The sequence below is a fragment of the Sinomicrobium kalidii genome, from assembly GCF_021183825.1.
GTDB classification, from domain to species: domain Bacteria; phylum Bacteroidota; class Bacteroidia; order Flavobacteriales; family Flavobacteriaceae; genus Sinomicrobium; species Sinomicrobium kalidii.
Genome location: NZ_CP089211.1, coordinates 2,656,589 through 2,679,705 on the forward strand (window position 1 = coordinate 2,656,589; position 23,117 = coordinate 2,679,705).

The window sequence follows — 23,117 nt, forward strand, 5'->3', positions numbered from 1 at the left end:
GGGCTCTTTTGTCATCGAAGATTTAGGGGCAGGACGAATGTTAACCGTATGAAAATTAAGCAATGGCATATACTGAAGAAGAATTAAAAAAAGAACTCGAAACCAAGGAATACGAATACGGATTCTATACCGATATAGAGTCGGATACGTTTCCCGTGGGGCTCAATGAGGAGATCGTCCGGGCTATTTCCAAAAAGAAGGAAGAGCCCGAATGGATGACCGAATGGCGTGTGGAAGCTTTCCGGGCATGGGAGAAGATGATTGAGCCGGAATGGGCGAATGTAAAATACAAGAAGCCCGATTTCCAGAATATAAGCTATTATTCGGCCCCCAAGAAAAAAGACAAGTACAACAGTCTGGACGAAGTGGATCCGGAACTGCTGGAAACGTTCGACAAGCTGGGGATATCGATCGAAGAACAGAAAAAGCTTGCCGGAGTGGCCATTGATGTGGTTATGGATTCTGTTTCCGTGGCAACTACATTTAAGGAAACCCTGGCCGAGAAAGGAATTATTTTCTGCTCCATCAGCGAGGCGATTAAAAATCACCCGGAGCTGGTGAAAAAATACATCGGTACCGTAGTGCCTAAGAAAGATAACTTTTATGCGGCATTGAATTCCGCAGTGTTCTCCGACGGTTCGTTTTGCTATATTCCCAAGGGAGTGAGATGCCCTATGGAGTTGTCCACTTATTTCCGTATTAACCAGGCGGGAACAGGACAGTTTGAACGTACACTGGTGGTGGCAGATGAAGGTAGCTATGTGAGTTACCTGGAAGGATGTACCGCACCGATGCGTGATGAAAACCAGCTGCATGCCGCCGTGGTGGAACTGATTGCTTTGGACGATGCCGAGATCAAATATTCTACGGTACAGAACTGGTTTCCCGGAGGAAAGGACGGCAAAGGCGGGGTGTTTAACTTCGTAACCAAGAGAGGGCTTTGCGAAACCAATGCGAAAATATCCTGGACCCAGGTGGAGACCGGTAGTGCCATAACCTGGAAATATCCCAGTTGTGTGCTTAAGGGAGACAATTCGGTAGGGGAATTCTATTCCATTGCCGTTACCAACAACTTTCAACAGGCCGATACCGGGACCAAAATGATCCATTTGGGCAAAAATACCAGGAGTACCATTATTTCCAAGGGGGTTTCTGCCGGTAAATCACAGAACAGTTATCGCGGGCTGGTACAGATAAACAGCAGGGCGGAAAATGCGAGGAACTTTTCGCAGTGCGATTCCCTGTTGATGGGTAATAAATGCGGTGCACATACCTTCCCCTACATAGAGGCCAAAAATAAGACGGCCCAGGTGGAACACGAAGCCACCACTTCGAAAATCGGGGAAGACCAGATATTTTACTGTAATCAGCGGGGAATAGATACCGAAAGGGCGATTGCGCTGATCGTTAACGGTTTCAGTAAGGAAGTGCTCAATAAGCTGCCGATGGAATTTGCAGTGGAAGCGCAGAAGCTGCTGGAAATATCCCTGGAAGGTTCCGTAGGATAAACAGCCCTGAAGAGATCACCATATATTTTTTGGAATACAGTCGATGAGTAGTAATGCAAAAGTTTGATAACCGGACCCCGGCTTGGATGAGTTACGGGTACGGGTATCCGATTAAATTTAAATAGGAAATGTTAAAGGTAAACAATTTACATGCCAGTGTAGAAGGCAAGGAGATATTGAAAGGAATAGACATAGAGGTCAATGCCGGAGAGATACACGCCATTATGGGACCTAACGGATCAGGTAAGAGTACGTTGTCTTCCGTTATCGCCGGCAAGGAAGAATTCGAGGTCACCGAGGGTAACATCCTTTTCGAAGGGGAAGACCTGGGCGAACTCGCTGCCGAGGAACGGGCACATAAAGGTATTTTCATGTCGTTCCAGTATCCCGTGGAGATTCCCGGGGTGTCGGTAACCAATTTTATGAAAACCGCCATAAATGAAACACGCAAGGCACAGGGACTGGAAGAAATGCCGGCCAGTGAAATGCTGAAGAAGATCAGGGAAAAGTCGGAACTCCTCGAAATAGACAGGAAGTTTCTGTCCCGCTCCCTTAACGAAGGCTTCTCCGGAGGAGAAAAGAAACGTAACGAGATCTTCCAGATGGCCATGCTGGAACCCAGACTGGCAATTTTGGACGAAACCGACTCCGGGCTGGATATCGATGCCCTTCGCATTGTAGCCAACGGAGTGAACAGGTTGCGTTCCAAAGACAATGCCGTAGTGGTGATTACGCACTACCAGCGATTACTGGATTACATTATTCCCGATTTCGTACATGTGTTACTGGACGGAAAGATCGTGAAGTCCGGCGGTGCGGAACTGGCACATGAACTGGAGGAAAAAGGATATGACTGGATAAAACAGGAAAAACCAGCCATCGGATAGAGACGCACGGGTGTGTGTCTCAAACAGGATAGAGGTAATACAGTAGTTCTATCCAACAATTGAAAAATCAGAGACGGAAAATGGAATTAAAAGATAAATTGGTTTCTTCTTTCTTCGCGTATGAAGGTAACGGACTGGACGAGCATTCGCCCATACATGATATTTGTTCGGATGCCATTAAGAAATTTGACGAGAAAGGATTCCCTACCAAAAGAGAAGAAGCCTGGAAATATACTTCACTAAATGCGGTATTAAAGCAGAACTACAGCCTGTATCCGAAAGAAGACACCGGGCTGGAGTTTAAGGATGTGATGCGGTATTTTATCCATGAAATAGACTCCTACAAGATAGCGTTTGTTGACGGAAGATACAGCTCTAACCTGTCTGCTACTTCACATGACGGACTGGATATATGCCTGATGAGTTCTGCCCTGGGGAAACCCAAATACAGGGCCGTTATAGAAAATTATTTCAATAAGGCGGCCAATACCGAAGACAGCCTCACTGCACTGAACACTGCATTTCTGAAAGAAGGGGCGTTTATTCATATCCCCAAAGGAAAGGTGGTGGACAAACCCATACAGATCCTTCATTTTTCCACGGGGAAAGAACCGGCGCTGATGCTTCAGCCAAGGAACCTGATCGTGGTGGGTGAAAATGCACATGTACAAATTATTGAACGTCACCAAAGCCTTACGGAAAATCCCGTGCTGACCAATTCCGTGACCGAGATATTTGCCGATAAACGGGCCATGGTGGATTATTACAAAATACAGAACGACAAACAGTCTGCATCACTTATAGACAATACCTATATCTCCCAGGAAAAAAACAGCCACGCTTCCGTGCATACCTTTTCCCTGGGAGGGAACCTGACGCGCAATAACCTCAATTTTTATCACAAAGACGAATATTTGACCTCTACACTGAAAGGGATCACCATCATAGGAAACAAACAGCATGTGGACCATCATACGCTGGTCAATCATGTTTACCCTAATTGTGAAAGCCATCAGGATTACAAAGGTATTTTCGGAGACCGGAGCACAGGGGTGTTTAACGGTAAGGTTATTGTGGAGAAAGAGGCGCAGAAAACCAATGCTTTTCAGCAGAATAACAATATCCTGCTGGATGATAAAGCAACGATAAATACCAAGCCTCAACTCGAAATTTTTGCCGATGATGTGAAGTGTTCACACGGTTGTACCGTAGGGCAACTGAATGAAGAGGCCCTGTTTTACCTGCGTTCCAGGGGGATTCCTGCCAGGGAAGCCAAGGCCCTGATGATGTACGCTTTTGCCAACAATGTGCTGGAAAGTGTAAAGATACCCGAAGTAAAGGCACGTATCAATAAACTCATAGCAAAAAAACTGGGAGTTAATCTCGGTTTTGAACTATAAATTGTTGCGGTTTTCGGATAATCAGGGTTACGGGTATTTCCCCGTATCAATAATTGGAACCGTACCGCTCAAAACCAGAAAAAATGGCTACTACAATCCCGAATACCGCCACTTTTGATGTAGAAAAGATACGAAAGGATTTTCCCATTCTGCAACGTCAGGTCAACGGAAAACCCCTGGTGTATTTTGATAATGCGGCAACATCCCAGACCCCGAAGGCGGTCATTGATGCCATTGTGGATTACTATTCCCGGTACAATGCCAATATACACCGCGGGGTACATACCCTGTCGCAGGAAGCGACCGATGCCTATGAAAAATCACGGATAAAACTGCAGAAACACTTTAACGCAGCAAAACCTTACGAAATTATTTTTACATCCGGTACCACTCATGGCATTAACCTGGTGGCGCACGGTTTTGCATCTTTTCTGAAACCCGGGGATGAAGTTCTCGTATCTGCAATGGAACACCACTCCAATATTGTTCCGTGGCAGATGCTGTGTGAAAAAACCGGGGCCGTACTGAAAGTGATCCCGATGAATGCGGAAGGGGAATTGATGATGGATGCCTATGAGGAACTGCTTTCCGAAAAGAGCAGACTGGTATTCTGCAATCATATTTCCAATGCCCTCGGTACCATAAACCCTATAAAAGAGATCATAGAAAAAGCACATCGCGTGGGAGCTGCCGTTCTGGTAGACGGGGCGCAGGCATGCCCGCATATAAAACCTGATGTACAGGCGCTGGATGTGGATTTTTACGTGGTTTCTGCACATAAAATGTGTGGGCCTACAGGTGTGGGCATACTCTATGGCAAGGAAAAGTGGCTGAATGAACTCCCGCCTTATCAGGGAGGTGGCGAAATGATTGCCGAGGTCACTTTCGAAAAAACCACGTATGCCGATCTTCCTCACAAATTTGAGGCCGGTACCCCGAACATTTGCGGAGGGATTGTCTTTGGTGTGGCCGTAGATTATCTTAACGGCATTGGTCTCGAAAACATAGAGGAATACGAAAAGGGGTTGCTGAAATACGCCACCGAAGAACTGCTTAAAATCGAAGGGCTGAAGATATACGGGACCTCTGAACACAAAACCTCGGTGATTTCCTTTAATCTGGAAGGGATACATCCCTATGATATAGGGACCATTGTAGATAAACTGGGTATTGCCGTACGTACCGGCCATCACTGTGCCCAGCCCATTATGGATTATTATAAGATTCCGGGGACGGTAAGGGCCAGTTTTGCATTTTACAATACCCGTGAGGAAATCGATGCCCTGGTTGCCGCAGTAAAAAAAGCCAAAGAAATGCTTGGCTGAGACCCATAGTATATCGCCGGTGTCCGCTAAATACATTCTTTGAGCCCCCATACATAGCTTTCAACACTTTTTTATAGCGTAACGATCCGATCGGGTATTCACGGCACTTTCCCTGTTGCCCCGCCGGGTGCGGACAGGTCTTCAACCTCCGCATATCTTCGAAAGGCCGGGGGACTCCTTATAAGCGCATTTCTTTCCCGGATATGCCTGTACCGGGACCCCCGGAAAACGCCCCGTTCCTTTCCGTCTTAAAGCCCGGAAAACGGCCATTTAAGGGGGTGTGTTTACACGGGGGGGAACCCGTTACGCAGCTTACCCGATCCTGTCAGCCGCTTACCGTGTTGCTTATGATGTCATACCCAACTGCTTTAGCGGTAAACAGGGATACTTTTAATTTCGTACCCGGGTATGTTTGCGGCAAACCGTGTTGTGTTCACCGTCTACCGGGTTACTTTTAATCTCATACTGGATGCTTTTACGGTCTGCCGTGTTGTGTGTACTGCGTACCGGGTTACGGTTGATATCATATCCGGATGGGTTTACGCCTAACCGGGTTATATTTACCGTATACCTGATTGTGTTTACTGCGTACCGGGTTACTGTTGATTTCGTACCCGGATGGGTTTACGCCCAACCGGGTTATATTTACCGTATACCTGATCGGGTTTACTGCGTACCGGGTTGCTTATGATTTCACAACCGGGTGTGTTTACGGCCCCGGGAGCTGTGTATGCGGTGTAAGTGATGCCTTTGGCGGTAAAGGGAAAAGGAGATGAATACCTAAGGGACCGGTTAAGCAGCGGACTTAAACCGGTCTGCCGTTTAGTGTTTTGTCCATGCAGTAAACAAAACCCGGTCCGGCATAAACACAATCCCTTAAATGGCGGAAATCCGCCCCGGATGATCCGGCTGTGAACAGGATATTCCGGGCCTTTGGCAAAGGCGGGTAAACCTTTACGGGAAGAGTGCCTTTCCCGAACTTTCCGGCATATCGGCAGTAGTGTCATCCGCCGGGCAGAACTATCGCTGCCTGTACCGGGTTTACCGGGATGTTTCCGGTACCGGTCCGGGAGTGTTCCTGAATGCGGGCTGCCGGGCCCGGGGTATTCGCGATGCTGTTAGGAGCACATTTCATACCCGTATTTACACGGCCGTTATTAACTCACAGGACACAGGGTGAAACCGGGCTGTTCAACCTGCGGAATATTACAGATATCAGACCGTTCCCTGCCGGGCAAAAGACGGATCAGGATCAGAAGTAGATTTCAGATATGAGATGTTAGACGTATATAAGACCTATGATCTAAGTGAGAAAGTGATCGTCTAAAAACCTGTAACCATGCTATAATCCCAAGGACCTGTAAAAAACGGTTTACGGATACGGACTGCAATCCCTAGCTATCGGGATTTCAAAGAACCTGAATGTAAATATATGAAAATCAATTCATTTTAAGCGGACGTTAACAATATTGTATACTTCCCGAAAAGCCAATGCCCGGACTTCCCGGGTAAATAAATGGAAATCAATAAAAAGGCAAATAAAAAGTGTCCGTATCAAAATAATTTCTAAATTTGCACCTCGTTTGGAAAACAGGACATAACCACTAAACAACACCATAATAATGTCTTATACAGTGCCTGAACCCAAGATTTTCGCATGTGAGCAAAGCATGGGACTTGCGGAAAAAATTGCAGAATCTTTCGGGACAAAATTAGGAAGTGTAACGTTCTCTAAATATAGTGACGGTGAATTTCAGCCGTCTTTTGAAGAGTCCATAAGAGGGGCGAGGATATTCATTATCGGGTCTACCCACCCCGGCACGGAAAACCTTATGGAAATGTTGCTTATGCTCGATGCCGCAAAAAGGGCTTCGGCAAGGCACATTACCGCTGTGTTGCCGTACTTCGGATGGGCCAGACAGGACCGGAAAGACAAGCCCAGGGTGCCCATAGGGGCAAAACTCGTGGCCAAACTGCTGGAAACCGCAGGGGCAACAAGGATCATTACAATGGACCTCCATGCCGACCAGATACAGGGCTTTTTTGAAAAACCGGTGGATCATCTGTTTGCGTCCACCATATTTTTGCCGTACCTGGAATCGCTTAAACTGGATAATCTGACCATAGCCTCTCCGGATATGGGAGGTTCCAAAAGAGCTTATGCCTATTCCAAGTTCCTTGAGAGTGATGTGGTGATCTGTTATAAACAGCGTAAAAAAGCCAATGTTATTGATCACATGGAACTCATAGGTGATGTGAGAGGAAAGAACGTGGTACTCGTTGACGATATGGTTGATACGGCAGGCACACTGACCAAGGCGGCAGACCTTATGATAGAAAGAGGAGCCCTGAGTGTGCGGGCCATTACCACTCACGCCCTGTTGTCGGGCAATGCCTATGAAAGGATAGAGAATTCCAGGCTGGAAGAATTAATCGTTACCGATTCCATTCCGCTGAGGAAAGAGAGCAATAAAATAAAAGTGTTAACCTGTGCGAATCTGTTTGCCGATGTCATGCACAGGGTACACCACAACACCTCTATTAGTTCCAAGTTCCTGATGTAAGAACGGAAAACGGGAGGAGGAAGCTATTAATTTTAAAATGTATTAATATTTTATATAATGAAGTCAATTACAATCAAAGGATCTCAAAGAGAAAGCGTGGGCAAAGTTGCGACCAGAGCCTTACGTAATGCTGGAAAGGTTCCTTGCGTACTTTACGGAGGAGACAAACCACTACACTTTTCAGCCGATGAACTCGCATTTTCCAAACTGGTTTACACTCCGGATGTACACACTGTAGTGATTGACCTGGAAAACGGGGAGAAATTCAATGCTATTATGCAGGATATCCAGTTTCACCCGGTAACAGATGAAATTCTTCACATAGATTTTTATCAGTTGCACGACGATAAGGAAGTAACACTGGAAATCCCTGTGAAAATAGAAGGAGATGCTCCCGGTGTTATCAAAGGTGGAGTGCTTCGTCTTACCAAGCGTAAGCTGAAGGTAAGGGCGCTTCCTGCAAAACTTCCGGATTATATTGTTGCGGACATTTCCGGTTTGGAGATAGGAAACAAACTGTATGTGACAGCTCTTGGCAATGATGATTACAAAATATTGAACCCGGATAATACCGTGGTTTGCCAGGTAAGGGTTTCACGTGCGGCTATGAAAGCAGCCCAGGATGCGGCAAAAGTCGAAAAGGGCGAAACTCCTGCAGAGGACAAATAGAGATATTCCGTATTTTTAATAGAAAACATCCCGGCCCTTGTCGGGATGTTTTTTATTTTTACGGGTAGCAATTACGGTAAAAATGCGCGCTTTAATCAGAACCTTTTTTAAACGCAACTCATCGGCATCGGATGAGCAGGATACTATGAAAAAATTTTTAATAGTAGGTTTGGGGAATATCGGGAGTGAATATCAAAATACCCGGCATAATATCGGTTTCAGGGTGCTGGATCGTCTGGCAGAAGAAGAGTCCGTGAATTTTGAAACCGTAAAACTCGGCGACAAATGCATATGCAGTGTAAAGGGAAGAAAACTTATACTGCTCAAGCCGAGTACTTATATGAACCTCAGTGGTAAATCGGTAAAATACTGGATGGACAAGGAAAAGATCCCCCTGGAAAACGTGCTGATCATCACGGATGATATCAACCTTCCTTTCGGGACCATTCGCTTAAAGACCAGAGGTAGCGATGGCGGGCACAACGGATTAAAGGATATACAGGCGCGTCTCAATACTGTGCAATACAACCGGGTCCGTTTAGGTATCGGTTCGGAATTTTCCCGGGGAAAACAGATCGACTATGTATTGGGTGAATGGGATGAAGAAGAAAACAAGGCCCTCCCCGAACGTTTGGAAAAGGCCTGTGAACTTATACGTTCGTTCGCTACGGCAGGAGTGCAGCATACAATGAACGCCTTTAACGGGAAGTAACAGGTCAGACTGAAATAATCGGATGGATAAGATGAAGCCAACCATGGTTTTATGGACTGTCAACTACCCTTTGAGCATATTTCACAAGCACTGTATTGAGGTAACTTACCTTAATGCCCTTTATACAGGTGAAATAAGCATACGGTTGCCGAAGTGTCTGGACCCCTTTAATTTACCTTAAACACAAAAACCCCGGAGTTCGATTCGTTGCCCTGGGAGTCCCTGGTGACCACTTTCCAGTAATATACGGTTTTCGGACTTACGTTCACATCCAGTACGGTGTCTTCCAGGTCTGAGGCTTCCACGGTTTCCGGAGGATTGGCATTTCCGAAATAGACATCATATCCCACAATGTCGCCGTCAATGTCGTTTCCTTTCCATTCCAGCGTAAGGGTGCCTTCTCCGGCAGCTACGGTTTCGTCCGGTTCGGGGGAAACTGCGGTTGCGGGGAACGGTGCATATGATTCTGTACCGTCGCCGGCATTGTAGAACTTCCAGGTTTCGCTTTGGGAGGTTTCTGGAACATCCTGGTTGGTGGAAGTCACCGTCCAGGAATAGGGCTCTCCTTTTTGCAGAACCACGCCCAGGGATGTGGCCTCGGTGTTGAATTCCTGTGCAGTACCGTCGTTGAGGTTCTCTACCTGTAACCGGTAGGTGTCGGTCCGGTCCGAGGGTTCCCATTCAAAGGTCACCCTGCTGGTGTAGTCATCTATATCGTCACCGGTGGTACATTCCGAATTGTTTTCAGGGAATATGAGTGTGGCCATACCGGGTTCCGTAGGGCCGTCATCGTCACTACAGCTTACGGTAATCAACAGGGTTAAAAAACTCAGGCCAAATGCTAATTTTTTCATTGTTCGTAGTATTGGGTTAAAACTAAGAAATTTTGTTTGTTGTCTGTTTAAAAGCGGGTTATAATTTTACCAGCTTAAAGGTTTTCCGGAAATTTTCACCCTGTATTTTTACAAGGTATATTCCTGGGGGCAGTCCGGACATTTTTAATTCCACTTCATTTCTCTTTCCATTCCGGTCAAGGTGCAGTGAACTCACTAATTTTCCGGTGATATTGAAAACCGAGATTTGAACATCGCCTTTAACGGCATTCCCTATAAAAGCCCTGGTAGTATCGTAAAAAGGATTGGGGTAAATGACAACATCGTCAGGGGCAACATATATACTTTCCTTGTAGGTGCCCTGGCAATCTTTATTGGTTTTTACGGTCAGGGCGTTGTCTCCGGATTCAAGATCAAGGGATATATGCCGTTCGGAGGTTTGTACGGTTTTTCCATTGAGCGCTATGGTATAGAGGTCACCTCCGCGGAGTTCGAGGTCGATACTGTTCCCGGCCTTGTTTACTGTTGAGGATACGGCTAATTCCTCCGGTTGATTAATGGTCACATCAAAACACTGTTCAAAATCCGGATAACCTTCTACGGTAATACACATGTTGTAATTTCCTGCGTCGAGGCCTGTTGCTTCCCAGAAATACCGGAACGTTTCCGTGACTTCCGTACCGTTGTCCCCGGTAAGGACAGCCCGGTAGTCCAGGATTTCTTTCGCTTCCACGCTTATCATGCCGTCCTGGTTGTCCCTGCAGGTTTCACTGGTGGTCTTCAGGGTAAAATTATCCGGGGAAAGTAAGGGGTCAGGTTTAATGCACAAGTTGAGCGAAAAGGCGTTGATGCTTCCGCCATCTGCGTCATAACCATCCTGAACGGTCAGTGTCCACTTGCCTGTTACGGGCTCATCCAATAAGGATTTTAAGGATTCTGCGGGCAATACAGTACCACTAATGGCAGGATCATTTCCGCATGTTATAGGATTTCCTTCGTCACTGAATACGGCATTGATGTTTTGATTACTGCCGCAAATACCATTAATGATCCGTACGGTGGTACCGGAAGGGGAAGTAAGGTCAATCGTAAGATCGGACACCCAGGTATGGGTAATGTCGAGTCCTAAGGAAATATCATTAATGAGCCCCCTGTCTGTGATGTTAATGGTTGAAGTTACGGTACTGGCCTGGCTGCCGTCAATAATTACCGGGGTATTGTTTTCATATTCGTCACATACCGGGGCCTGCGACAGGGTATAAAAGAAGAAAGTGTCACTGTATTCACCCTCATTACAATAGCTTACGGGTTTTACCCTCCAGTAATAAGCGGCCCCGTATTCCAGGTTTTGGGGAACATAACCTGCAGATGCCGGAGTACCTTCTTCTATAATGGATGTGAACTCTTCATCAGTTGCAATTTCTATTACATATGTTTGTACATCGTCCTGAGGTTCCCATTCAAGTTTAGTGTTCAGGTCGTTCTTATTACTGGCGTTGAGCGGTGAAACCAATGCAATACTACTAAAATCCGTAAAATTATGTACACTCATATTGAGAGGGACTTCAGCGGTAAGCTCGTTTCCTTCCGCAATGATATTAAAGGTATATGATCCTGTATCTAAACTATCTATCCCGGAAAGCGTAACGTGTATCTCGGTATTATTCGCATTGGCCGTAGCGGGATCGAATTTAATTTCAGCATCTTCAGGTACATCTGTAGCCGAAAAAGAAACCTCCTGTGCGAATTCCGAAGCCGCCTGGTAGGTAAACGTAAATTCAAGATCGTCAGGTTTACAGGCTATGAAATCCTTAGTTTCGAAATATATGCCAAACTCCCGGAAGGAAAGGTCGCTCTTGCTTACGGCAAAAAAGATATTATCTACAGCTTTTATTACAATCCTTCCGTGATCCGTATCAATATCTTCCGGGAAAGTAACATCCTCACTACCGTCATTGTCCGTATTGGAGGCAAGAGGAATAAGCTGGGAAAAATCATCTGAAGTAGCCAGCAGGATATCCACTTTTTGTACATTGATATCTCCGGAGTTTGTTCCTGCAACGTCCCAGGTTACCGTTTGGGTACTTCCGGTTGCAACATTGCTTGGATCCTGGTGTGAGGTTATGGTAAAGGGGCCGGCTTCATCGGCTACTGTTATGAGCATATCATCGCTGTTATTTGCTGCTCCGCCTGCACGGTTATCTCTTACTGTAAGCCGGAAATTGAGCTCCCTGGCCACTTCGGGGACTACTTCCCATTGAGAGGCGGTACTGCCTTCCAGAACAGTGGAGGCGGCCGGGAAATACCGTATTTCAGAAACAGACGGCATTACGGACCGGAATACCGGGCCCGATGTGGCCGTGGGACTGGGGAACGGATCCAGCGCGTCGTCTTCATCCATTTGCTCCCAGCAATAGGTAAGCACATCTTCACTGTCTGCATCGGTACCTTCCCCGGAAAGAGCGAAAGGGGTGCCTTTTGGGATGGTATAATCCGGACCGGCATTTGCTGTCGGGATATTATTTCCTGTAGGAGTGTCTGTCTGACAGGCAGTGGTTTTTATATAATTGGTGACCTGTTCTATACTGAAAGCGTGGAAATAGGGGTCGCTGTGTTCCTGTACATCCGTACTTCCCGTAATTCCGGCATAGCCCATAATGGTAGAGCCGCTTCCGGGTTCGAAATGTGCATCGGTTCCTTCGTTCCGGATGGTAAAAGTGTGATTGGCCCCGAATTGATGCCCCATTTCATGGGCGACAAAATCTACGTCAAAATTATCACCTTCAGGTATCGAATGAGAGGTAAATCCGCTTCCTTTTTGATTGTCAACACAAACACAGCCTATACAGCCTGCGTTTCCATTGTTGCTCCCTTGTATAAAGAGATGGCCTATGTCGTAGTTTTCCTCACCGATTACTGTGGTTAATGTATTTTGCAACTGGCTGTTATAACCTCCGGAAGAATAAGGATCGGAAGCAGGATCGGTATAGATAACATCATCGGTATTGGCTATTAAGACCATAGTAATGGCAAAGTCATTTTCAAAAATACTGTTTACCCGGGTCATGGTGGTATTCATGGCGGCCAGGGCATCTATTTTGGTGCCGCCAAAGTATTGTGTGTATTCCCCGGTAGCCGATATAGCCAGGCGGTAAGTCCTCAATATACCATCATCTGCATTTCTGGCGCTGCTTTTTCCTGTTGTTGCTTTAAGTACATCTTCTTTTAGGGTACACTCAAACGCCGACATGTGTCTTGCTTCCTTTCTGTCATATACAGTATAAACAGACCTGTCTTTAGAGTAAGGTTCGATAAATATGGAACCCTGGTGCGAAGAAAGTTTCATACTGCTAAGCCCCAGGTGCGAAATACTGAAGCGTACAATAGCTGACGGGTCGTCAATTCCCTGCCCTGCATAAGACTTTATTCCGGGATATCTGGCTCCGAGTTCAGGGTGCAGGACGGGGGCTTCAACAACGGCAAATCGTTCCAGTTTTCCTTCGGCGTTTGGAAATGCTACGACGGTTTTTGATTTTCCCGAAATCTCCCTCCTTAACGGGGCATCGCTCAGGGCCTTTTTCAGCGCTTTTATATCAAGGTTATATAATTTATCGGCAGGAAGTTGTCTTTTTGCAGGTAATACAGATGATCTGTCCGTTCCGTTTGCCGGGGTCCATAGCGGGGTTTGTCCGTAGCTCATGAGCAAGCTGAGAGAGAAAGCAAGGAGTAGTAGTTTTTTTATCATGGGTATCTGGATTTAGCTTTACAGCATTGAAAATAAATACAGCACTTCTGTTATGTTTTTTAATCAATTTGCTGTTTATAAGTAGATTATTTATCTTATTTTGGAAAAGTTACCGGATTTATTAAGTTGAATACCTTTTACAGGCTTTTTATCTTTTCCCGTACCTTTTCCCGAGGAATCTGATGCAGACAGGGAGCCACTGTACTGGCCGGTGACAGTGGTTCCATCGGTTTTTGTAATGGTGTAGGATATTTCTCCCACTTCGGTTGTTCCCAGAATCCAATCGTTCATATCCACAATGTCCAGTGTAATGTCTTCAATAGGAGCTCCGTCTATCCAAGGAACATCATTATAATATACTTCTGCATCAATAATGTTTGGGAGTGTATTGGAACTATAGGAGTATGATCCTTCCGAAGGGAACACCAGATCCCCGTCTTCGGGTTGTTCAAAAACGAGGTAAATGTATACGTCGTTGGGATAACCGTTGTCTACTTGCAGGTAAGGATTAAACACCCATACACTTTGCAGGCTTTCTTCTCCCTGAAAAGTACCCAGATAGGCAAAAATAGCTGTCGGAGTTTCATAAAGAGTATTGTCCAGCACAAAAAAGTTTGTGGATACTGTTACTTCAACAGGGTCACCGGTTAATTCTCCGTATGTGGCTGTTATGGTGTAGGTTCCGCCTTCTTCCGGGGTAAATCCGTTGCCTTCTATTGGGTTGCCGTTTACTTTTATGGTGGATTCTGATGTGATATCTATTTCGGAATCAGCCAATACCGTAAAAGTAAATGTCTCTCCCAGGAGAATTTCATTCTGGTCCGGTATGACGGATATGGTATTAGGTGCCGCTTCAACTTCCAGCGGAGGGCTTTCCAATCCGTTGTATATTGCTGTAACCGTATAAATTCCTGGTGTTTCCGGTTTGAACCTTTCGCGTTCCAAAGGTTCTCCGTCCACCTCAATTGTGGATTCGTAAGTTACATCAACACCTACATCTGTCATGACGGTAAAGCTGAACACTTCTCCCAGGTTAAGGGTTGTGCTATCTGTAGCAACCTCGATGGAAGAAGGCTTTCGGTCAATAGCTACTACTTCATAGTCGGTAGTGGTAACCAGGTTGTTGTAGCTGGCTTTTACCTTGTAAGCCCCCTTTTCTGCAGGTGTGAACGTGTGGCCATCAATAATAGTATTGTTTAAGGTGATGGTGGAAGCCGAAGTAACGTCTTCATCACTGTCTGTCCGGACTGTAAAAGTAAATGTATCGCCTACTTCCGCCATCGCGGTATCGGCACTTACGGTTATGGAAGCCGTCCCGTCGGCAGTATCGTCATCACTGACACATGAACTGAAGCATACGATTCCGAATAAAAGAATAAAAAAGTAAAAAATTCTCATAGGCGTAGATTAATGTTAAAAAACAAGATTAGGGAAGACTAATATAAACATTATTTAACAGAAAAATCTCATTTGGAGCGTTAAAATGGTATTTAAGGTTTCCAAATGAGAAATTTCTAAAAAAGGAGAGTTTTCTTTACCTCTTTATGATTTTGGAGGTCTTCCGGAAATTGTCGCCTTCAATTTTCACCAGATATACCCCTGATGGAAAAGATGAAAGTCCCAGATCCCTGTCAACGGAGGTATCCGGGTATTCTCCGGTGGACATCAACCGGCCGGAAAGTGTATATATTGATATATGAAGGTGCCCCGTGATATTGCTGCCTGCAAACAACCTGGCACTATCTGTGAACGGGTTCGGGTAAATGACTACGTCATCAGGGGCAATGTAAATATCTTCTTCGTAAATGCCCTGGCAAGGTTTGTCGGTTTTGACCACAAGTCTGTTCTTTCCCGAACTGAGGTCCAGGGATATGGTGTTTTTATCGGTTTGTATTGTGTTTCCGTTGAAGTCGATGATGTAGGTGGAGTTTCCCCCGAGTTGCAGTTCTACGGTATTGCTTGCATTGTTCACCTGTGAATCTACAGACAGGTCGCCCGATTTGGCAACAGATATATCAAAACATTGCCGGTAGGTCAGGTTATCTGCTATGGTAATGCACATTTCATAAGTGCCCGGTTGCAGATTATCGGCCTGCCAGGTATCGGTAAAATCTTCGGTGATATCGGTACCGTTTCCGCTAAAAGCCAGTTGATAGTCCAGGGATGCTTCGGCTTCCAGGACTATTTTTCCGTCATTGGTGCCTTTGCAGGACTCATCCGTGACCTTTATCCGGAAGTTGTCAGCGACAGGGGAAGGGCACCGGGTTATACCGAAGGAATTAATGGTCCCGCCGTCCTGTGCATATCCGTCGGTAACGGTAAGGGTCCAGGTACCCTGCAGGGATTCTCCCCGAAAGCCGGTCAAGGTTTCTGCCGGCTTTACCGTCCCTCCTATTGCCGGATTGTTGTTACAACTGAGGCTTTTGCCCGTATCACTGAATACGGCTGATATGTTTTCCGCTTCATCACATATGCCGGACAGGATACGAACCGTGGTCCCTTCCGGGGAAGTAAGATCTACGGTAAGGTCGGATACCCAGGTATGCGTGATATCCAGTAACAGGGAAATACCACCTGTTATAATATCGTCGTCGGTGATGGAGAGTGAGGAAGTGACCGTGGTTGCTCCCGTTTCCGGGATATTAACGGTTGTGTTGTCGGTATAGGTGCGGCATCCCGTAACAAGCGTGTTAAAGGAACGGGCATTGCCATATTCGCCCTCGCCACAGGGGTTTTGGGGTTTTACCCTCCAGTAATAGGTTTGATCGTTATTCAGGTTTTCAGGTTGATAGGTCGGGAATTTCACCGAGGCGGTTTCGGTCACGGATGAAAAATCGCTTTCCGTAGATAGCTGTATATCGTAGGAATCGGCATTGGAGGTTGCTTCCCAGTGTAATGCGATGCCGAGGGCAGGCCGTAATTCTTCCGCTCCGTTTGCCGGGGAGGAAAGCGTCACCGGGTCAAAGTTGGTGTCATAGACCTGTAAATGTAACGGCACTTCCCGGTTTTGTCCTGCTGCCGTGCCTACTACGGTAAGGTCATATGCTCCTGCGGAAATACCGGACGTGCCCGTAATGCTGACTTCGACTTCCGTACCGTCCGTCGTAGCTGATGCGGGAGTGAACGTGACATTCAGTCCGGACGGAACACCGGTTGCCGAGAATACGGTTTCTTCATTGAATCCTGAAAAAGCCTGGTAAACAAAAGAATAAACCGCATCATCCGGGGAACAGGCTGCTTCGGAAAGGGTCTCGAAGTCCAGTACAAAATCACTTTCTGCTATGGTGAGGTCTGCCGTATTTATGGCGAAAAAAATATTGTCTGCGGGTTTTACCATAATTCGTGCCTTATCGGTGGCAATTCCTCCCGGAACGATTATTTCTGCGGTACCATTGTTCGGAATATCGGTTGCCAGTGTCACCGGATCGGAAAAGCTCCCGTCCGGTGAAAGCAGGATATCCACAAACTCGGCCGAAATGCTTCCCGTGTTTGTGGCGGCCACATCCCAGGTTACGGTCGTTGTTTCCCCGGCGGTCAGTGTCATTTCACTGTTTTGTGAAGTGATGGTAAACGGGCCTGCATCGCTGCTTACGGCAATTTGCATGTCATCCCTGGCGGTCTGTCCCCCTCCGGTGTGGTTGTCGCGGACCAGGAAAGAGAAATTCAGTTTCCTGTCCGCTTCGGGGAGCACTTCCCAGGTAGTGGAGAGATTACCTGCCAGGATATCGCTGAACCGGGGGAAATACCTTTTCGGTTCGTCTTTGGGAGGGTAAGAACGGAATACGGGGCCTCCCGCAGAAGCAGGCTCCGGGTAATCTTCGTTGATCTGGTTGTCAATCTGCTCCCAGGTATAGGACAATACATCACCATCGGGGTCTGAGGCGGTTCCGGTCAGGATAAAGGGAGTTCCGGAGGGGATGGTGTAATCTGCTCCCGCATTGGCCGAAGGTGCATTGTTACCTGTATTTTCCAGGGTAGCACATGTACTGTTGCCCGCAGTGATGTTTTCCCACATCTGTGCTATACTCACGGCATGGAAATAGGCATCGCTGCTGTTTTGTACGTTGGGCGGACATATCCCGGCATAGGCCATAATGGTAGAACCGCTGCCCGGCTCAACGGCGGTGGTGTTTGTCCTGTTTGTGTTACAGGAATTGTTAAACGTATGGGTAGCGCCGAACTGGTGTCCCATTTCGTGTGCAACATAATCTACGGCAAAAGGGTCGCCTGCGGGAGTGGACGTTCCGGTAACTCCCCTGGCTTTGGATGAAGTACAAGGGGAATTTAACTCGGCAATACCGCCACCGCCCGTACTGAAAACATGGCCTATGTCGTAATTGTCAGTCCCGATGATGTTGTCAATAATGGGTTGTATCTCATCAATTAAAGCATCCCCGTCATCATTGGTCATCCCGTCAGTATCTGCATCCAGGAAAATAAGTTCGTCATTGTTGGCTATGAGTTGCATGGTAATTGACAGGTCGCGCTCATAAATACCGTTAACACGGGTCATAATGGTGTTCATGGCGGAAAGCACAGCGGCCTTTTTCTCGGTTTCCGTACCGTTACTTACTCCGGCTTCGTCAATATGATATTGCGCAAATTCGCCGGTACAGGCCAGGGCAAGGCGAAAAACCCGTTTCATGCCGTCGTCGGGTCCCTTTTGTGTGGTACTGTTTTTCATTCCCATTACGCTTGCTCCGGCCTTATCCCTGGCCAGGCATTCGAAAACTTTATCATAGGGAGAGAAGGATTGCCGGGAGGCGAGGAAATAGGTGCCTTTGTTTTTTTTGTCGGGATTTATGTAGTAGGTGTCCGCTTTATCGTAAACAGCTGCATGAAGACCGAAACGGTCCAGACTGAACCTGATCTGTATGTCCGGGTTGTTTACGGAGGTTCCGGAAAAGGATCGTATGCCGGGATATTTCCGGGCGAGCCCTGCTGAAAGCACAGGGATTTCCCGGATCTCAAAATCTTCCATCCGGTCCTCTTTTACCGGAAAGGAAACGTTTTTTTTACTGCTGCGCATAGCTGCTCCGGAAGGAGAAGTGCCGCCCAGTTCTGTTTGTAATGTTTTCAGGTCGAGCTGAAAACCTTCTGCCTCCGCTCCTGCCCGGATGTATGAGGCAGGCCGGTGCGTGAGGGATACTTTTTTCCAGGGCGCTTTTTGTGCATAAGCAGAAATTGCCAGAAAGAAGAGAAAAATAAAAGGAAGTAAAGTTTTTTTCATATCATGGCGTATATACCTGTAAAAGTAAATAATAATTTTGGAATGCGAGTAGGGGAAACGACACCCTGTTCGGGTTTTCTGCCGTTTTGTCCCGTATTTTCTTTCTTGCTTTTTGTACATCGGTATGTGCCCTGTCCGGCATGTGCCGCCCGTCTTTTTCTGCACCCGAATGTGGGATTTAGAAAATTAAAATTTGTTACTTTGTACTGTTGGACAAAATCTTTATCAGTGATCATTAAGAAAACACTTTCGGGCGATAGTGAAACCGGCTTTTCCGTTGTAACGATAGGAACTTTTGACGGGGTACATGTAGGACACAGAAAGATACTGAACAAGCTTATTTCAAGCGCCCGTGCCAATAATCTGAAATCCACAATTTTTACGTTCTATCCGCACCCGCGGATGGTATTGCAGCAGGACGCGGATATAAAACTGATCAATACACTGGACGAAAAGATCGCCATACTGGAAAAAAGCGGGCTGGATCAGCTTATCATATATCCTTTTACAAAGGAATTTTCCAGATTGACGGCCCTGGAGTTCGTAAAGGACATTATCGTACGGAAACTGAAGGCGAAAAAAGTGATTATCGGTTATGACCATCGTTTTGGACGGAATCGCACAGCCACGATCGAAGACCTGGCAAGGTTCGGGGAAACTTATGATTTTGAAGTGGAAGAGATCGGTGTGGAAGAAGTCAACGAAGTTTCCGTAAGTTCCACCAAGATACGGAAGGCCCTGAATGAAGGAGATATGGAAACGGCCAACCTCTACCTGGGGTATGAATTTATGCTTACCGGGGAAATCGTAAGAGGCAAGGGACTGGGGCGGCAGCTCAATTTTCCTACAGCCAATCTGCAAATTGCCGAAAAATACAAACTGATCCCCAAAAACGGGGTGTATGTGGTGAAAAGTGATTTCAGGGGGCAAACGGTTTACGGAATGATGAACATCGGGTTAAACCCTACCGTGAACGGGACGACACAATCCATAGAGATCCATTTTTTTGATTTTGACCGGGATCTTTACGGACAGAAAATACAGGTGGACATGCTGAAAAGACTGCGTGATGAAGTGCGTTTCGAATCTGTAGAGGCCCTTACGGTACAGTTGGAGAAAGACAGGAAGAATGCCCTTAGCTATATTGGTGAATTATAAAAATCTTGTGAACACTCAGCTTTTAACTCGAAAAACCAGTTATGCCCCCCCTTGGTCCCTCCTGAAGGGGGGAATCTTATTTCTTTTAAAGAGATTTATATCTCCCCTTCAGGAGGGACCAAGGGGGGTGAAACCTTAAATCCATGACCGCATTCCTTTTTAAAAGAATTGACAATGCCCCGCTCATTGTCTTTCGAATCATATTCGGGTTGCTTATTTTCCTCGAATCCGTAGGGGCCATATTTACCGGGTGGATAAAACGTACCCTTATTCAACCGGAATTTACCTTTAATTTTATCGGGTTTGACTGGCTGCAGCCGCTTCCCGGTCATTGGATGTATGTCTATTATGCCCTGATGGGAGTTTTCGGACTGTTTGTGATGGTGGGTTATAAATACCGGTGGAGTATGGCGGCTTTTACCCTGATGTGGACGGCAACCTACCTGATGCAGAAAGCCTCGTACAACAATCATTATTACCTGCTCATCCTTATTTGCCTGCTTATGCTGGTGCAGCCGGCGAATCGCTATTTGTCTGTCGATGCCGGGAGAAACAGGGATATGAGGGATATTTCCATGCCGCGATGGTGTTCCGTCATTATTATTCTGCAGGTAGGCATCGTCTATACTTACGCAGCCATAGCCAAACTCTACCCCGACTGGCTGAACTATACCGTAGTGGAGAACCTGATGCTCGGAAAGAAAAACTATCCCGTAGTTGGCGGAATACTTCAAAAACACTGGTTGCACGTGTTCATTACATGGTCGGGTATACTTTTCGACGGTCTTGTGGTCCCGCTCTTATTGTGGAAACCCACGAGGAAGATCGCTTTTACTGCCTCTATTGTCTTTCACCTTTTCAATTCCTTTGTTTTCCAGATCGGGATATTTCCCTATATGTCCCTTGCCTTTACCCTGTTCTTTTTCGAACCCCGTGTGATCCGGAATATTTTTCTCAGAAGGAAACCTTTGTATACGGCCGGTGAAGTGATCGTCCCCGGAAACAGGAATATTCTGCTTGTTGCAGGAATGGCCTATTTCATCATTCAACTGGCCCTTCCGCTCAGACACCGGTTTATTACCGGGGATGTTTTGTGGACCGAAGAAGCGCACCGTATGAGCTGGCGTATGATGCTGCGGAGTAAAGGAGGGTATATACGATTCAGGGTGGTAGATAAAAACAGTGGAAAGGAAGAAACCGTAAACCCCCGGGACCGGCTTTCCCCGAAGCAACAGAGGATGATTGCCACCAAACCCGATGTCATCTGGCAGTTTGCGCAACGGTTAAAGAAAGAATATGCCGCCCGTGGACAGGACGTCGCCATTTACGCCCGCGGAAAAGTAAGTGTAAACCGCAAAGCTTCTCGTACCTTTATAGACCGGGAAACAGACCTCGCTTCTGAAAAATGGGACCCGTTTTGCCACAGTCACTGGATATTGCCCTATCCTTATGAAGATTGAAAGTGGTTTTGGCCGGGAACTTTTTTCATCGGGATTTCGAAGAAGAGATGTCCCGAAATTGAATGAAACGAACCTGAATTCATTTTAATCAAAACGGCCTGCAGGGTACGATTAAAATAAATCCGTGTGAGTTCCCGAATGTATTGTAAATTTTTTGCAGATTTTTCCGCAAGCAAAATTTCAAACAGATGAAATCTTCTTAAATTTGTCGCTCGATCCGGAAAAATGACCGGAAAGAGGAATTTTTTTAACATAAATTACCCATTTAACGATGTTGCAACTACAATTTATTAGAGCGAATAAAGACCGGGTAATCCGCGGACTGGAAAAGCGGAACCTGGGTGCGGAGGCTGCCGGACTGATCAACGAAGCGCTTCGGCTGGATGAAGAACGAAGGGGCGTTCAGGCTACACTGGACAATACCCTGGCAGCGTCTAATAAATTGTCCAAAGAAATAGGAAACCTGTTCAAAAACGGGGAACGTGAGAAAGCCGGTGAACTGAAAGAAAAGACCGCGGAACTCAAGGCAGAATCCAAAGAACTGGGTGAAAAGCTGAATGAAAAGGCTGCCGCACTTACCGAGGTCCTGTACAAAATACCCAATATTCCCCACGATTCCGTTCCTCCCGGGAATTCGGACGAAGATAATGTTGAGATCTTCCGCCACGGAGAAATACCACAACTGGAAGAAGGGGCACTGCCACACTGGGAGCTTGCCAAAAAATACGATCTTATCGATTTTGACCTCGGGAGCAAGATCACCGGTGCGGGATTCCCGGTGTATAAGGGTAGGGGTGCCAGGTTGCAGCGGGCACTTATAAGTTATTTCCTGGACAGAAACAGGGAAGCCGGGTATTTCGAGTATTTCCTGCCTTATTTTGTCAATGAGGCTTCCGGTTACGGCACGGGGCAGCTTCCGGACAAGGAAGGACAGATGTATCACATAGAAAAGGACGACCTGTACGTGATTCCTACGGGGGAAGTGCCCATGATGAACTGCTTCAGGGACACTATTTTACAGGAAGAGGAACTGCCGGTAAAAGCAACTACACATACCCCGTGTTTCCGGAGGGAAGCAGGTTCGTACGGTGCACATGTAAGAGGATTGAATCGCTTGCACCAGTTCGAAAAAGTGGAAGTCATACAGGTTACAAAGCCCGAAAATTCCTACAAGGCCCTGGATGAAATGGTGGCACACGTAAAAGGTATTTTAAAGGAACTGAAACTTCCGTACCGCATTTTACAGCTTTGCGGAGGCGACTTAGGGTTTACCTCGGCTCTCACCTACGATTTTGAGGTGTTTTCCACTGCCCAGGACCGCTGGCTGGAGATCAGTTCCGTGTCTAACTGTGAAGACTACCAGAGCAACAGGCTGAAATTACGCTATAAGAACAAGGAAGGTAAAATGACCCTTTGCCATGCCCTCAACGGAAGTTCCCTGGCCATACCGAGAGTGCTTGCCGGGATCCTGGAAAATTATCAGGACAGCGACGGAATAAAAATTCCCGAAGTACTGATACCCTATACCGGGTTTGACAGAATTTCGTAAATTGGGAATATGAAGTGACGGCAGACCAATAACGGATGATCGTTGACTGAAATACTTACACCCGTTATCCGTCACCG

14 protein-coding genes are annotated in these 23,117 nt (G+C 46.5%); 10 read left to right on the plus strand and 4 right to left on the minus strand.

Annotated features, from left to right (window positions below; translation table 11 throughout):
- Nucleotides 1–62 precede the first annotated feature (62 nt).
- The 7 genes from sufB to pth all read left to right on the plus strand — a co-directional run bounded on the left by sufB (nucleotide 63) and on the right by pth (nucleotide 9,065).
- Nucleotides 63–1,508, plus strand: coding sequence for a Fe-S cluster assembly protein SufB (gene sufB / locus LS482_RS10595; protein WP_233031763.1), 1,446 nt, complete (start codon nucleotides 63–65; stop codon nucleotides 1,506–1,508).
- A gap of 128 nt (nucleotides 1,509–1,636) precedes the next feature.
- The gene (sufC, locus tag LS482_RS10600; protein ID WP_233031764.1) at nucleotides 1,637–2,395 is read left to right on the plus strand and encodes a Fe-S cluster assembly ATPase SufC; all 759 of its coding nucleotides are present in this window, start codon (nucleotides 1,637–1,639) and stop codon (nucleotides 2,393–2,395) included.
- Between the two features lie 80 nt (nucleotides 2,396–2,475).
- Nucleotides 2,476–3,795 carry a Fe-S cluster assembly protein SufD gene (gene sufD, locus LS482_RS10605; RefSeq protein WP_233031765.1) on the plus strand — a complete coding sequence of 440 codons (1,320 nt, stop codon included), beginning with the start codon at nucleotides 2,476–2,478 and terminating at the stop codon, nucleotides 3,793–3,795.
- A gap of 83 nt (nucleotides 3,796–3,878) precedes the next feature.
- Nucleotides 3,879–5,120: an aminotransferase class V-fold PLP-dependent enzyme gene (locus LS482_RS10610; protein ID WP_233031766.1), complete on the plus strand. Its 1,242-nt coding sequence runs from the start codon at nucleotides 3,879–3,881 to the stop codon at nucleotides 5,118–5,120.
- 1,622 nt (nucleotides 5,121–6,742) lie between these two features.
- Nucleotides 6,743–7,684 carry a ribose-phosphate pyrophosphokinase gene (locus LS482_RS10615; protein ID WP_233031767.1) on the plus strand — a complete coding sequence of 314 codons (942 nt, stop codon included), beginning with the start codon at nucleotides 6,743–6,745 and terminating at the stop codon, nucleotides 7,682–7,684.
- Nucleotides 7,685–7,741: 57 nt separating this feature from the next.
- Nucleotides 7,742–8,353, plus strand: a complete 612-nt coding sequence (locus tag LS482_RS10620; protein ID WP_233031768.1) for a 50S ribosomal protein L25/general stress protein Ctc — start codon at nucleotides 7,742–7,744, stop codon at nucleotides 8,351–8,353.
- Nucleotides 8,354–8,498: 145 nt separating this feature from the next.
- Entirely contained in the window at nucleotides 8,499–9,065 is a 567-nt protein-coding gene (gene pth / locus LS482_RS10625; protein WP_233031769.1) for an aminoacyl-tRNA hydrolase, read from the plus strand.
- Between the two features lie 167 nt (nucleotides 9,066–9,232).
- Here pth and LS482_RS10630 read toward each other — a convergent pair whose 3' ends face one another.
- The 4 genes from LS482_RS10630 to LS482_RS10645 form a co-directional block, all read right to left on the minus strand.
- Nucleotides 9,233–9,919, minus strand: a complete 687-nt coding sequence (locus tag LS482_RS10630) for a fibronectin type III domain-containing protein (RefSeq protein ID WP_233031770.1) — start codon at nucleotides 9,917–9,919, stop codon at nucleotides 9,233–9,235.
- Nucleotides 9,920–9,977: 58 nt separating this feature from the next.
- A complete protein-coding gene (locus LS482_RS10635; RefSeq protein WP_233031771.1) occupies nucleotides 9,978–13,643 on the minus strand; it encodes a reprolysin-like metallopeptidase in 3,666 nt (1,221 codons plus the stop codon).
- A gap of 90 nt (nucleotides 13,644–13,733) precedes the next feature.
- On the minus strand, nucleotides 13,734–15,041 hold the full coding sequence (locus LS482_RS10640; RefSeq protein ID WP_233031772.1) for a hypothetical protein: 1,308 nt from the start codon (nucleotides 15,039–15,041) through the stop codon (nucleotides 13,734–13,736).
- A 136-nt stretch (nucleotides 15,042–15,177) separates the two neighbouring features.
- Nucleotides 15,178–18,873: a reprolysin-like metallopeptidase gene (locus LS482_RS10645; RefSeq protein ID WP_233031773.1), complete on the minus strand. Its 3,696-nt coding sequence runs from the start codon at nucleotides 18,871–18,873 to the stop codon at nucleotides 15,178–15,180.
- A 228-nt stretch (nucleotides 18,874–19,101) separates the two neighbouring features.
- Here LS482_RS10645 and LS482_RS10650 point away from each other — a divergent pair, with 228 nt between their 5' ends.
- The 3 genes from LS482_RS10650 (at nucleotide 19,102) to serS (ending at nucleotide 23,040) form a co-directional block, all read left to right on the plus strand.
- A complete protein-coding gene (locus LS482_RS10650; protein ID WP_233031774.1) occupies nucleotides 19,102–20,031 on the plus strand; it encodes a bifunctional riboflavin kinase/FAD synthetase in 930 nt (309 codons plus the stop codon).
- 143 nt (nucleotides 20,032–20,174) lie between these two features.
- Nucleotides 20,175–21,491: an HTTM domain-containing protein gene (locus tag LS482_RS10655; protein WP_233031775.1), complete on the plus strand. Its 1,317-nt coding sequence runs from the start codon at nucleotides 20,175–20,177 to the stop codon at nucleotides 21,489–21,491.
- A gap of 271 nt (nucleotides 21,492–21,762) precedes the next feature.
- A complete protein-coding gene (gene serS, locus LS482_RS10660) occupies nucleotides 21,763–23,040 on the plus strand; it encodes a serine--tRNA ligase (protein WP_233031776.1) in 1,278 nt (425 codons plus the stop codon).
- Nucleotides 23,041–23,117: the final 77 nt, after the last annotated feature.